This is a genomic window from Cyanobium sp. LEGE 06113 (assembly GCF_015207615.1).
On the sequence record NZ_JADEWM010000001.1, the window covers coordinates 654010 to 666040 of the forward strand.

At 71.8% G+C, this 12031-nt stretch carries 11 protein-coding genes, 3 tRNA genes and 2 pseudogenes; 7 read left to right on the plus strand and 9 right to left on the minus strand.

From position 1 onward, the window contains the following. Nucleotides 1-11: 11 nt before the first annotated feature. The 5 genes and pseudogenes from trpC to IQ220_RS03360 all read right to left on the minus strand — a co-directional run bounded on the left by trpC (nucleotide 12) and on the right by IQ220_RS03360 (nucleotide 3630). On the minus strand, nucleotides 12-896 hold the full coding sequence (gene trpC / locus IQ220_RS03340; RefSeq protein WP_193912818.1) for an indole-3-glycerol phosphate synthase TrpC: 885 nt from the start codon (nucleotides 894-896) through the stop codon (nucleotides 12-14). A gap of 40 nt (nucleotides 897-936) precedes the next feature. Beyond that, on the minus strand, nucleotides 937-2391 hold the full coding sequence (lpdA, locus tag IQ220_RS03345; protein WP_193912816.1) for a dihydrolipoyl dehydrogenase: 1455 nt from the start codon (nucleotides 2389-2391) through the stop codon (nucleotides 937-939). Between the two features lie 64 nt (nucleotides 2392-2455). Next, nucleotides 2456-3264: pseudogene (locus IQ220_RS03350) on the minus strand (TrmH family RNA methyltransferase). 22 nt (nucleotides 3265-3286) lie between these two features. Next, nucleotides 3287-3535: a hypothetical protein gene (locus IQ220_RS03355; RefSeq protein ID WP_186697079.1), complete on the minus strand. Its 249-nt coding sequence runs from the start codon at nucleotides 3533-3535 to the stop codon at nucleotides 3287-3289. Nucleotides 3536-3546: 11 nt separating this feature from the next. After that, nucleotides 3547-3630: transfer RNA gene (locus tag IQ220_RS03360), tRNA-Leu, on the minus strand. A 326-nt stretch (nucleotides 3631-3956) separates the two neighbouring features. Here IQ220_RS03360 and murA point away from each other — a divergent pair. From murA to IQ220_RS03385, 5 genes are all read left to right on the plus strand, one after another. Further along, the gene (gene murA, locus IQ220_RS03365; RefSeq protein ID WP_193912814.1) at nucleotides 3957-5318 is read left to right on the plus strand and encodes a UDP-N-acetylglucosamine 1-carboxyvinyltransferase; all 1362 of its coding nucleotides are present in this window, start codon (nucleotides 3957-3959) and stop codon (nucleotides 5316-5318) included. 12 nt (nucleotides 5319-5330) lie between these two features. Continuing rightward, nucleotides 5331-5412, plus strand: a tRNA-Leu gene (locus IQ220_RS03370). Nucleotides 5413-5444: 32 nt separating this feature from the next. After that, entirely contained in the window at nucleotides 5445-6638 is a 1194-nt protein-coding gene (locus IQ220_RS03375; RefSeq protein WP_193913130.1) for an aspartate aminotransferase family protein, read from the plus strand. Continuing rightward, entirely contained in the window at nucleotides 6631-7902 is a 1272-nt protein-coding gene (locus IQ220_RS03380; protein ID WP_225875643.1) for a folylpolyglutamate synthase/dihydrofolate synthase family protein, read from the plus strand. The genes IQ220_RS03375 and IQ220_RS03380 overlap by 8 nt, the downstream gene beginning before the upstream one ends. A 167-nt stretch (nucleotides 7903-8069) precedes the next feature. Beyond that, entirely contained in the window at nucleotides 8070-8555 is a 486-nt protein-coding gene (locus IQ220_RS03385; protein WP_193913128.1) for a pentapeptide repeat-containing protein, read from the plus strand. Here IQ220_RS03385 and IQ220_RS16355 read toward each other — a convergent pair. Then, entirely contained in the window at nucleotides 8552-9142 is a 591-nt protein-coding gene (locus IQ220_RS16355) for a hypothetical protein (RefSeq protein ID WP_370566318.1), read from the minus strand. The two genes, IQ220_RS03385 and IQ220_RS16355, sit on opposite strands and share 4 nt — an antisense overlap. A gap of 20 nt (nucleotides 9143-9162) precedes the next feature. Here IQ220_RS16355 and IQ220_RS16360 point away from each other — a divergent pair, with 20 nt between their 5' ends. Continuing rightward, nucleotides 9163-9312, plus strand: coding sequence for a hypothetical protein (locus IQ220_RS16360; RefSeq protein WP_370566317.1), 150 nt, complete (start codon nucleotides 9163-9165; stop codon nucleotides 9310-9312). Between the two features lie 122 nt (nucleotides 9313-9434). On the opposite strand, the pseudogene IQ220_RS16365 reads toward IQ220_RS16360, so the two are convergent. The 3 genes and pseudogenes from IQ220_RS16365 to IQ220_RS03400 all read right to left on the minus strand — a co-directional run. Then, a pseudogene (locus IQ220_RS16365) lies at nucleotides 9435-10028 on the minus strand (FAD-binding oxidoreductase); the annotation flags it as partial. After that, the gene (locus tag IQ220_RS03395) at nucleotides 9953-11410 is read right to left on the minus strand and encodes an amidohydrolase family protein (RefSeq protein ID WP_370566290.1); all 1458 of its coding nucleotides are present in this window, start codon (nucleotides 11408-11410) and stop codon (nucleotides 9953-9955) included. The gene IQ220_RS03395 and the pseudogene IQ220_RS16365, both read right to left, overlap by 76 nt. Further along, entirely contained in the window at nucleotides 11407-11784 is a 378-nt protein-coding gene (locus IQ220_RS03400) for a DUF4359 domain-containing protein (RefSeq protein ID WP_193912812.1), read from the minus strand. Before IQ220_RS03400 ends, IQ220_RS03395 begins: the two co-directional genes overlap by 4 nt. Nucleotides 11785-11943: 159 nt before the next feature. Between IQ220_RS03400 and IQ220_RS03405 the strand changes: the two genes are divergently transcribed. Next, a tRNA-His gene (locus IQ220_RS03405) sits at nucleotides 11944-12016 on the plus strand. Nucleotides 12017-12031 lie beyond the last annotated feature (15 nt).

A 12031-nucleotide genomic window follows, 5' to 3' on the forward strand; every position in this document is an offset into this window, starting at 1 on the left:
ACAGGCCGCCTTCAGCCGCCGATCAGGGCCTCCAGCGCGGCGGTCACATCGTCCTGGCGCATCAGCGCTTCGCCCACCAGCACCGCATCCGCCCCGGCGCTCTGCACCCGATCGAGGTCATCGCGGCTGAACAGGCCCGATTCGCTCACCAGCAGGGCGCCCTTGGCGCGCAGCGCCGCGCCGTGGCGCGCCATCAGCTGCTCGGTGGTGGCCAGGTCGGTGTGGAAGGTGGCGAGATCCCGGTTGTTGATCCCGATCAGCCGCACCCCCTCCAGGGCCAGCACCCGCTCCAGCTCGGCCTTGTCATGCACCTCCACCAGCGTGGCCAGGCCGAGGCTGCGGGCCGCCTTGAGCAGGTAGGTCAGATCCTGATCCGTGAGGATGGCGGCGATCAGCAGGGCGGCATCGGCGCCGGCGGCGCGGGCCTGGTAGAGCTGGTAGGGGCTGAGGATGAAGTCCTTGCAGAGCAGGGGCAGCTCCACCACCTGGCGCACCTGCACCAGCACCTCAAAGCCTCCCTGGAAGAAGGCTTTGTCGGTGAGCACCGACAGACAGCTGGCCCCTCCGGCGGCGTAGCCGCGGGCAAGGGCCTCGGGGTCGAAGTGCTCGCGGATCACGCCCTTGCTGGGGCTGGCCTTCTTGATCTCGGCGATCACGGCCGGCTTGCGGCAGCTGGCCCGCAGGGCGGCCTCGAAGTCGCGGGTGGGGGGCAGATCGGCCACCTGGCGGGCCAGTTTCTGCAGGGGCACCCGATCGCGGGCCGTGGCCACCTCCCGGTCCTTCTCCCACACGATCTCCTCGAGGATGTGGCGCGGCGCCGCCTCGGCGTGGGGCACGCCGTACTCCAGGAAGGCCACCTTCACCTTGGGGTTCGGGGGGCGGCGACGAATCTGCATGGATCAGCGGACGAGAGGAAGGGACAGAAGGGAGCGGCCCTCAGGCCACGGCCATGGCGGCCTGCTTGTAGGCCACCTCCACCACCTCACTGAGGGTGGGATGGGTGTGCACTTCGTTCACGAGCTGGATCACACTCTGGCGACGCGCCACCGCGTTGGCGATCTCCTGGATCAGGTCGGCGGCGTGCAGCCCGTAGATGTGGGCGCCCAGCACCTCACCGGTGCTCTTGTTGAACAGCAGCTTCATCAGCCCGTCGCTCTCCAGCTCCGCCAGGGCCTTGGAGTTGGCCTTGAAGTAGCTGCGCACGCTGCCCAGCGCGAAGCCCTCAGCGGCCGCCAGCTCCTTGGCCTCAACCTCACTCAGCCCCACCGAACTGATCTCCGGATGGGTGAAGGTGGCCGCGGGAATCGAGCGGTAATCGATACGGCGGACATGGCCCAGGATGTTGTCCACCGCCACGCTGCCCTGGGCGGCGGCGGTGTGGGCCAGCATCATCTTGCCGGTCACATCCCCCACGGCCCAGAGGTGGGGCACGGGCTCGCCGTTCAGCAGCACCTGCATCCGCTCATCCACGGGGATGAAGCCCCGGTTGGTCTCCACCCCAACGGAGGCCAGGTTGAGCTGCTTGCTGCTGGGCACCCGGCCGGTGGCCACCAGCACCGCATCCACCTCCAGGGTTTCCACCAGCTCGCGGCTCTGCATGTCGGCCAGCTCGATCGTCACCGGGCAGCCCGGCGTCACCTTGCGGGCCAGCAGGCCGGCGCGGGCGTCGATGTCGCGGCCGTCGATCAGATGGCGGGCGGCGATCTTGGCGATGTCGGGATCGAAGGTGGGCATCACCCGATCCAGGGCCTCGATCATGGTGACCTCACAGCCCAGGGCGGTGTAGACGTCGGCGAACTCCAGGCCGATGTAGCCGCTGCCCACGATCGCCAGCCAGCGCGGCAGCCACTCCAGGCTCACCGCCTCGTCGCTGGTGAACACGGTGCGGCCGTCGGTCTCGATGCCGGGGGGCACGAAGGGCTCCGACCCCGTGGCCAGGATCACGTCGCGGGCGCTGTAGGTGCGCTCCACGCCGCCACCGCTGGCCCGCACGGTCACCTGCTGGCTGCCGGTGAGGCGGCCCTGGCCCCGCAGGATCGTGGCGCCGGCGCGCTCCAGGGTCTTGGTGAGGTTGGTGCGGATCGTGGCCACCAGCTGGTTGGCGTGGTCGGCGATCTTCTGGCGCTCAAAGCGCACCGGCGCGGCGTGGATGCCGAAGCCGGCCAAGTGCTCGGCATCGGCCAGTTCCCGCACCCGGCCGCTGGCGGCGAGCAGGGCCTTGCTGGGCACGCAGCCGCGGTTCACGCAGGTGCCGCCCATCTCCGCCGCTTCCACGATCGCCACCGAGAGGCCATGCTCGGCGGCGTGCTTGGCCGCATCGAAGCCGCCGTAGCCGGCGCCGATCACGATCAGGTCGAAGTCGAAGCTGCGGTCGTCAGGGGCGTCGCTCACCAGGGGCCGTGCACAGATGGCGGCATTCTCCCTCGCCAGCGGTCGCCTGTCTGCCGCTCGGGCCTCAGGCCGTGAGGCGCTGGCGCGCGCGTTCCAGCAGCAACGGCGCCGCCGCCACAGCCACGTTCAGCGACTCCACTGCCGGGCTATGGGGAATCGTGGCGCAGTGGCTGGCGCAGGCCAGCAGCTCAGGCGCCAGACCCGAGCCCTCCTGGCCCAGCAGCAGCACGGTGGGGCGTTGCCAGTCGAGCTGCCAGTAGGGCAGGGCGGCGGGACCGGGGGGCACGGCGGCCACCACCTGGGGGGGCTGGCTCCCATGGTGAGCAGCGACGGCGCCCAGCTCCTGCAGGCGCGCCAGCAACTGGCGTGGCTGCAGCGCTGCAGTGGCAGGGCCAGGGCGGCGCCGGCCGAGGCCCGCAGCACCTTGGGCTGGAACGGGTCGGCACCCTCCACCAGCCACAGCGCCTCCACGCCGCTGGCCAGGGCGGTGCGCATCAAGGTGCCGAGGTTGCCTGGATCCTGAAGCCGATCCAGGGCCAGCACCAGCGACGGGACGGGCGGCCCCCAGCCGAGCCCTGGCATGGACAGGCTGAGCACCACGCCGTCGGGGTGCTCCGTGGTGGCCACCGCCGCCAGCACCTCCGGCGTCACCGGCACGGGCTGCAGGGGCAGCGGCAGGCTGTCGAGCCAGCTCCGGTGCGTCTCGAGCCAGGCCTGCGTGGCCAGCAGGTCGACGGGCTGCAGACCGAGGCGCACCGCCTCCTGCAACAGGTGGGTGCCCTCCAGCAGCAGCAACTGCAGCTCCCGGCGGCCCTTGCCCGCGTGCAGCTGGCGCAGGCGACGCACGAGGGGATTGCGGCGGCTGCTGATCAGCTCCGGGGGCAAGCGGCCGGCCTCAGAAGCGCTCGTGGCGGCGCACGCGCATGGCGTCCTGCATCACGATCTCGGCCTCCTCCAGCTCCATCCCCTTCACCGCCGCCACTTCACCCTTGATGCCCTCGGCCCTCAAGTTTTCAATGAGCTTGCCCACCACGATGTCCTCAACGGTGGTCTGATCCATGGCGTCAGGCGTGAGACTCTCCAGAAACTTGCCTACCTTCGAAGCAACCACTTCGGAGGAATTGGTGATTTTTAGAAGAATCATGGAATCTCAAATGCGGATGGGGAGACTTGAACTCCCACGACATTGCTGCCACTAGTACCTGAAACTAGCGCGTCTACCAATTCCGCCACATCCGCGTGGCCGTCGCTCTGCGACTTCGGAACCATACGGCATCGGCCCGACGCGCCGCTCCCGGGGCCCTTGCCCCGCAGGACACCCCATCTCCCCGTGTGCGCACGGGCACATCCACCTGGCCACACCCAAGCGCCCCGTTGCGCCTGCCGCTGCAGCCCCCTGGGCCAGCAAGCCGGATGGCGCCAGGGATCGCCCTGAATCAGCCGGTAGCGGGTCTCCCCCCCTGACTACCGGGGGCGTGGTGCAGTTCCCGCAGCGGCCACCTAGACGATCTGGCCTTTTGTTGTCAAAATCCCCAGACAAAAAGGCCGGGGATGTCCGGGAATTCATGACAGCCCTATCCCTGCCATCCCTCGCGACCGACCTGAGCAAGGCCCAACCGGAGCTCCAGATCACCGGTGGCCGGCGTCTTGAGGGTGAGCTGCGCGTCGATGGCGCCAAGAACTCGGCCCTGGTGCTGATGGCCGCCTGCCTGCTCACCCGCGATCAGATCAGGCTGCGCAACGTGCCTCCCCTCACCGACATCGTGGGCATGGGCGAGATGCTGCAGAGCCTGGGCGGCCAGGTCAGCCGCGAGGCGAACAGCCTCGTGCTGGACGGCTCCGGCATCCACAGCACCACGGCTCCCTATGAGCTGGTGAACAGCCTGCGGGCGAGCTTCTTCTGCATCGGTCCCCTGCTGGCCCGGATGGGCATGGCCAAGGTGCCCCTGCCTGGCGGCTGCAAGATCGGCACCCGGCCAGTGGAGGAGCACGTCAAGGGGCTCAAGGCGCTTGGAGCCCAGGTCACCATCGAGCATGGCGTGGTCACGGCGGTGGTACCCGGCCGCGGCCAGCGCCTCAGAGGTGGCCGCATCTATTTCGACTGTCCCAGCGTGGGCGCCACCGAAACCCTGATGATGGCCGCCGTGCTCGCCGAGGGCGAAACGGTGATGGCCAATGCCGCCCAGGAGCCTGAGGTGGCCGACCTGGCCGGCCTGCTGATCGCCATGGGCGCCCGCATCCGCGGCGCCGGCACCCAGACGATCACCATCACGGGGGTGGAGCGCCTGCATGGCGCCGACTACGCCGTGATCCCTGACCGCATCGAGGCCGGCACCCTGCTTCTGGCTGCGGCGATCACCCGTTCGCGGCTGCGCGTCACCCCCGTGATCACCGACCATCTGGGGGCTGTGCTCACCAAGCTGGAGGCGGCGGGCTGTCGCCTCGAGCACGACGGCGTCGGCATGACCATTGAGGCCAGCGACATCCAGGCCGTGGACCTGCGCACCCAGCCCTTCCCCGCCTTCCCCACCGATCTTCAGGCCCCCTTCATGAGCCTGCTGGCCACGGCCCGTGGCACCAGTGTGGTCACCGAGAACATCTTCGAGAATCGGATGCAGCACGTGGCTGAGCTGCAGCGCATGGGGGCCGCCATCCGCCTGCAGAGCAACATCGCCTTTATCGAGGGGGTGGCCCAGCTCAGCGGCGCCCCGGTGCAGGGCACCGACCTCAGGGCTTCGGCCGCCATGGTGCTGGCCGGCCTGGCGGCTGAGGGGGTCACCAGCGTGCGTGGCCTGGAGTACCTCGATCGCGGCTACGCCGGCCTGGAGCACAAGCTGGCCTCCGTGGGCGCCTGCATCCAGCGGATCGGCGGCGGGCCGGCGCCGGCTGAGCGCGATCTCCTGACCCAGGGGAGCAGCGCCGCCTAAGCTCCACTCCAGGGGAGCGTGCCGGAATTGGTAGACGGACTCGACTCAAAATCGAGCGCCTTCGGGCATGTGGGTTCAAGTCCCACCGCTCCTATCGCCACGGCCACCGACCCCGGGTCGCCGTTGATGGAAACCTACGCCCGCCTGCCGGTGAGCCTCTGCCGCGGCCGCGGCGTGTGGGTGTGGGACAGCGAGGGCCGGCGCTATCTCGATTGCGTCGCCGGCATCGCGGTGTGCAGCCTGGGCCACAGCAACGGCCGTCTGCGGCGTGCCCTGACCCGCCAGCTGGGCAGGCTGCAGCACGTGTCCAACCTCTACCGGATTCCGGAACAGGAGCAGCTCGCTGCCACGATCACGGCCCGCAGCTGCTTCGATCGCGTCTTCTTCTGCAACTCCGGCGCCGAGGCCAACGAGGCCGCCATCAAGCTGGCCCGCAAGCACGCCCAGGTGGTCCGGGGCCTGGTGGGCACGGTGGAGCGGCCGCCGCTGATCCTCACGGCGGAAGCCAGTTTTCACGGCCGCACCCTGGCCACCGTGACGGCCACGGGCCAGCCGAAATACCACCAGGGGTTCACCCCCATGGTGCAGGGCTTCCGCTACTTCCCCTACAACGACACCGCCGCCTTCGAAGCCCTGCTCGAGGCCTCCGAGGCCGAGGGACCACGGGTGGCGGCCGTGCTGCTGGAGCCCCTGCAGGGGGAAGGGGGCGTGCACCCTGGCGAGCGGGCCTTCTTCCAGAGGGTGCGCCAGCTCTGCGACGCCCATCAGATCCTGCTGATCTTCGATGAGGTGCAGATCGGCGTGGGCCGCAGCGGCCGCCTCTGGGGCTACGAGCGCCTGGGGGTGGAGCCCGATGCGATCACCCTGGCCAAGGGTCTGGGAGGCGGCATCCCCATCGGTGCCCTGGCCGTGAAACGGGCCGTGGATCACTTCCGCCCGGGCGATCACGCCAGCACCTTCGGGGGCAATCCCTTCGCCTGCCGGGCCGCTCTCACGGTGCTGGCCGAAATCGAGCGGCGGCAGCTGCTCCAGCACGTGCAGGCGATGGAAGCGCTGCTGTGCCAGGAACTCTCCGCCCTGGTGCAGCGCCACCAACACCAGCTCACCGGGGTACGCGGCTGGGGCCTCCTGCAGGGACTGGTGCTCAGCGGGAACGGGCCCAGCGCTCCGGAGCTGGTGAAGGCGGCCCTGGCCCAGGGGCTGCTGGTGGTGCCGGCCGGACCGACGGTCGTGCGCTTTGTACCCCCGCTCACCATCCGCCCCCGGGAGCTGCACCAGGCGGTGTCGCTGCTGGAGCGGGCCCTGCTCAGCCTTGCCTGACGTCATCCCTCGAGCCGGGTCCGCCGGGACCCTGCCCAGCTCCGATCCGTTCGCCGACCTGATCCAGCCCTTCAGCCACCGGGGCGTGGAGCTCGGCCTGGAGCGCCTGCAGGCTGCCCTGGCGGAGCTCGGCCACCCAGAGCGCCGCTTCGCCGCGGTTCAGGTGGCGGGCACCAATGGCAAGGGGTCGATCTGCACCCTCGTGCATGCCGCCCTGCTCGCCGCCGGCATCCGCGCCGGCCTCTACACCTCGCCCCACCTGAGCAGCTGGACCGAGCGCATCCAGCTCGGCGGCGCACCGATCTCGGAGCTGCAGCTGCGGGCCCAGCTGCAGGCGGCGCGGCCCGTGGCCGAACGCCACCGGCTCACCCCCTTCGAACTGGTGACGGCCGCCGCCTTCCTGGCCTTCGCCGAGGCGGATCTGGAGCTGGTGGTGCTGGAGGTGGGCCTGGGGGGCCGGCTCGATGCCACGAGCTGCCATCCGGATCGGCGCGTGGTGGGCTTCGCCAGCATCGGCCTCGATCACCTGGAGGTGCTGGGCCCGGATGCGGCCAGCATCGCCCTGGAGAAGGCGGGCGCCCTGGGGGCGGGGGTGGAAGCCGTCAGCGGCCCCCAGATGCCGGCGGTGGAAGCGGTGCTGCGGCAGCAGGCGGCCCGGCTGGGCGTGCGCCTGAGGTGGGTGACCCCCCTGGATGACAACACCTGGACGCTGGGGCTGCCGGGGCAGGTGCAGCAGCTCAATGCCGCCGTGGCCCTGGGCATGCTGCAGGCCCTGGGGCGCCAGGGCTGGGATCTGCCCGAGCAGGCGATCCGGGAGGGCTTTGCCGCGGCCCGCTGGCCGGGGCGGTTGCAGCGGCTCCAGTGGCAGGGCCTGCCGCTGCTGATCGACGGCGCCCACAACGCGCCGGCGGCCCAGCGACTGAGAGCAGAGCTCGATCAGCACGGCCGGCGCCACGGCCTGCCCCCCGGTGCCCGCCGCTGGGTGCTGGGAATGCTGGCCAACAAGCAGGGGGCCGAGATCCTCCAGGCCCTGCTCGGCCCGGGGGATCAGGCCTGGATCGTGCCGGTGCCCGGCCATGCCTCGTGGCGCCAGAGCGCACTGCTGGGCGGTCTGGGCCCAGGCCAGGCCGCCCGGCTGCACAGCGCCCCAGACCTGCCCACCGCGCTGCGGGCCGCCGCCCGGCAGGGCCGGGGGCCGGTGCTGGTGGCGGGATCCCTCTACCTGCTGGGCCACCTGCTCGCCAGCGCGGCAGCGCCAGGGTGACGGCAGCGCCCCGTGGGCCCAGAGTGAAGACCACCGCCCCGCTCGCCATGGCCCCCCGCCTCCGCACCATTTCACCGGCAGGGCTGGGGGACCAGCTGCTGAGCCAGCTGCTGAGCCGTGGCCACCAGCTGCTGCAGCCATGGCGGCGGCGGCGGCCGTTGCTGCGCATGGCCCTGGGGCTCGGCCTGATGCTGGGCCTGCTGGCCGGCGTACTCACCGCCGGGGCAGGGCCAGCAGCAGCGGACTTCTCCGGTGTGGACTACACCCTCACCAACCAGAGCGGTAAGGACTTCAGCGGCCAGGACCTGGCCAACACCTCCTTTGCGGGCGCCTCCGGCCGCCAGGCCGACTTCTCCAGCGCCAACCTGCATGGCGCCATCCTCACCCAGGCCGCCTTCCCCGAGGCCAGCTTCGCCGGGGCCGACCTCAGTGGCGTGCTCATGGACAAGGTGGACTTCAGCGGCGCCGATTTCAGTGGCGCCAACCTCAGCGACGTGATCGCCGCCGGCAGCAATTTCAGCGGCGCCACGGTGACCGATGCCGACTTCAGCGGCGCCCTGCTCGACCGGGTCGACCAGCGCCTGCTCTGCCGCGACGCCGAGGGAACTCACCCCGTGACCGGCGCCGACACCCGGCTCAGCCTGGGCTGCTAGGGCTGGGGCTGCTGGCGCTGACGCTCCAGCCAGCCCCTGAGTTTGCCGGGGTTGAGCAGGCCGCCCGGGTCATAGGCCGCCTTGGCGGCCACCTGGTCGGCGTCGATGGCGCCCAGGCCGCCGTCCTCCACCGTGATCGCATGGGGGTTGAAGATCACCGCCCCCAGCTGGCGCGCCTGCTGCATCAGGGCCGCCAGGGGAGCTTCCCCCTGCCAGCGCAGCAGGGGCAGGGCCGCCAGGCGGGCCCGTCCCTGCTGGCGCACCGCCTCCAGATGCCAGAGCAGGTCGTCGCCCCAGCGCTCGCTGAGGGCCGCCAGGCAGGGGGCTTCCGGCTGGGGCAGCAGCATCTGCAGGTAGGTCCAGCCCTGCTGCTGGGCACGCCAGTGCAGGGTGGTGTGGTTCCAGCTGAGCTCGCGCAGCGGCAGGCCCCGGCTCTCCCCCTGGGGGGCCTGCCAGCGCAGGCAGCCGCCCCTGGCCTGCAGCCAGCCCGGCAGCAGCTCCAGGCTCTCGGCGCGGCCAGCAGCAGCAAGCGGTGTTCCCCGGGCGCGCGGCCGGGCAGCCCGCCGGCCAGGGGGAGCGGGCCGCAATTGGTGCCTCCAGCAGGGTGATGGCCTGGAGCAGCAGGGCGGTGCCGGCCAGAGCGGACGCCGCCGCCACGGCCTGCTGCCAGGACTCGAAGCCCACCACCAGCTGCTGCCAGGCCACGGCCTCGGTGGTGGGCAGCCGCAGGGCCGTGAGGATGCCGTTGGTGCCATAGGCATGGTTGAGCGGCTGGCTGGCCGTCGCATCCAGCCGCAGCAGCCGCGGTTCAGGCTCCACCGTGACCACCTCCAGACCCAGCAGGTTGCCCGGATCCCGCAGGAAGCCCCAGCGCAGCGAGCCGATCCCGCCGGATCCCCCCGCCACGAAGCCGCCGATGCTGGCGCTGCGGGCGGTGCTGGGCTGCAGCCGCAGGGCCCGGCCGTGGGGAGCCAGCTGCTGCTCGAGGGTCGCCATCACCAGGCCCGCCTCCACCTCGATCACGCCGCTGCGGGGATCCAGGCTGCGCAGGCGATTCAGCCCCATCAGCTCCAGCACCACGCCACCGGCCAGGGGCACGCACTGGCCGTAGTTGCCGGTGCCGGCCCCCCGCACGGTGAGAGGCACCCCCAGCCGGGCGCAGCCGGCTGCCACGGCCCGCACCTGCCCCACCGTCGAGGCCCTTACAGCGAGCTGGGCCCGCTGAGCCTGGAACACCGGCACCAGCAGGGGGGAGTAGTCGAAAAAATCCCGCGACAGGCGCTCGAGCTCCGCCGGCTGCCCCTCCCCCACCAGCTCCAGGCCAGCACCAGCAGCGGCCTGGTCTGGGGCCTGCTCTGGGGCCAGCTCACCAGCGAGCTCCTCTGCCAACTGGGCGATCACGGCCGGATCCGGCCTCGGCGGCAGCCCCTCCAGGCAGAGAGCCGATCCAGCAGCGGGGGGAGGTGATGCCATCGCAGCGCAACCCAGGGGAGCCCACAGGCCCCGAGCTCACCATCATTGGCGCGGCGTTGGCCCCACTGCGCGGAGCAGAGGGGAGGGCTGCTCCATCGGTGGCGGCTCCAGCCACACCCCGGCCCGCAGCACCCGGCGCTGGGGGCTGCGGGCCAGCAGCTCGCCCTGCTGCGCGCCGCCAGCACCACCAGGTCGGCCGGGGCGCCGGTCCGCAGCACCCCATCCCACTCCAGCCCCAGCAAAGCGGCGGCCGCGGTGCTGAAGGGCGCCAGGCCCTGGCGGCGGCTGGGCACCACGTGGCTGGTGATGGCTGCCAGGCGCAGCAGCTCGATCGGATCGAAGTCACCGCCTGGGAACCAGGGATCCTGCACGTTGTCGGCCCCGATCGCCACCCGCACGCCGGCCCGCTGCAGCGTGGCGATCGGGGCCTGCACCCGTCGGTCCGGCGTGCGGCCAGGGCGCCGGCCCAGCAGCCAGAGGTTGGTGAGCGGCAGTGCCACCACGCCGATGCCGGCCTGGGCCAGCCGCTCCGCCAGCCGGTCGGCGCGGCGATCCGACAGCAGGGCCAGGCTGGCGGCATGGCTGCAGACGATCGGCACCTCGCAGCGCTGCTCCAGGGCCAGGCGCACCACCAGCTCCACCCCCCGGGCGGGCTGGGTGTCGGCCTCGTCCACGTGCAGATCCACCGCCGCCCCATGGCGCTCGGCCAGGGCCAGCAGGGCCGCCAGGGCCTCGCGGTCGGAGAGGCTGGCGCCGTAGGGCGGGCTGAGCACCCCGCCGAGCAGGCCACCCCGCTCGGCCACCCAGCGGGCCAGCTCCTCGCCCTGGGGGGTGAGCCAGTGCAGCAGGGGCGTCAGGGCCACCAGCTGCAGCTCCACCCGGCCGGCCCAGCGGCGACGGATCTCGAGCAGGGCCTCCCAGCTCGCCACGGCCCCTGGACCGACGCTGTCCACATGGCTGCGCAGGGCCCGAACCCCCTGGCGCCAGGCCAGCTGCAGGGCGCGCTCGGCCCGCTCCAGCACCTGGGCCTCGCTGCGCTCGCCGTACTCCCTCTGGTTCTGGGCCAGGGCGCCGGCCATGGTGCCGTCCCAGTTGGGGAAGCGCGGGGCCGAAAAGGCCTTGTCGAGATGGGCGTGGGGCTCCACCAGGGGGGGCAGGGCCAGGGGCAGCGACTCGGCAGCGGCTTCCGGCCCCAGGGGGCGCAGACCGGTGATCCGTCCCTCCTGCCAGCTGAGCTCCACGGCCACCAGGCCCTCGGCATCCACCGGAGCGAGATCCGACTGCCGCGCCTCCAGCAGGGCCCTGGGCAGGCGCAACTCCAGACGGCCCGCCCTGCTCCCGAGGGCGCTGGCGGGGGTGGCGCCGGGTGGATGGGCGCTCATGAACCAGGCTCCCGCGCCTGCACGATCACGAACCGTCCTGCCACACCCACAACGGTGGCCTCGAAGCGGGGCACCCGCCAGTGCAGCACCTGCTGACCACCCAGCTGGCTGTGATACACGCTCAGCACCCCGAAATTGGTGCGGCGGGTCTGTCGCTGCACCACCGCGCCCAAGGCGGTGCGCTGGGAGGCCACCAGGGCGGCGCAGTCGGCCACCGCCAGGCCCAGCACCGAGGGGAGCGTGCTGCTTTCACACACCCGGCTGGAGATCTCCTCCACCAACCGGCCCGCGGCGAAGTCGGCGAACTCGGCAGGGCCGGGGTTGGTCCAGGCCAGCATCCCCCCGGCCCCAGCGAGCAGGACGGCGCCTCCCACCAGGGGTGCACACCAGGCGGAGCTGCGCGGGTCAGGCAGGGCGGAGGAGGCCGGAAGTGCTGCCAGCCTGGCACCAGGAGGAGGCGTTCAGCGCAGGACCGGAGCCCCGGGCCAGCCCCGGACGCCAGCGCACGACTTGGTACATTGGCCCAGGCCATGGCGGGCGTCGCCAAGTGGTTAAGGCAGCGGCTTGTGGCGCCGCCATTCGGGGGTTCGAATCCCCTCGCTCGCCCTTCCATCCCCGCTC

Excerpts from the sequence above, each read along its gene's own strand:
- IQ220_RS03395 (WP_370566290.1), bottom strand. The coding sequence starts at position 11,410 with ATGAGCGCCCATCCACCCGGCGCCACCCCCGCCAGCGCCCTCGGGAGC.
- IQ220_RS03355 (WP_186697079.1), bottom strand. The coding sequence starts at position 3,535 with ATGATTCTTCTAAAAATCACCAATTCCTCCGAAGTGGTTGCTTCGAAG.
- trpC (WP_193912818.1), bottom strand. The coding sequence starts at position 896 with ATGCAGATTCGTCGCCGCCCCCCGAACCCCAAGGTGAAGGTGGCCTTC.
- murA (WP_193912814.1), top strand. The coding sequence starts at position 3,957 with ATGACAGCCCTATCCCTGCCATCCCTCGCGACCGACCTGAGCAAGGCC.
- IQ220_RS03385 (WP_193913128.1), top strand. The coding sequence starts at position 8,070 with ATGGCCCTGGGGCTCGGCCTGATGCTGGGCCTGCTGGCCGGCGTACTC.
- IQ220_RS03375 (WP_193913130.1), top strand. The coding sequence starts at position 5,445 with ATGGAAACCTACGCCCGCCTGCCGGTGAGCCTCTGCCGCGGCCGCGGC.
- IQ220_RS16360 (WP_370566317.1), top strand. The coding sequence starts at position 9,163 with ATGGCCTGGAGCAGCAGGGCGGTGCCGGCCAGAGCGGACGCCGCCGCC.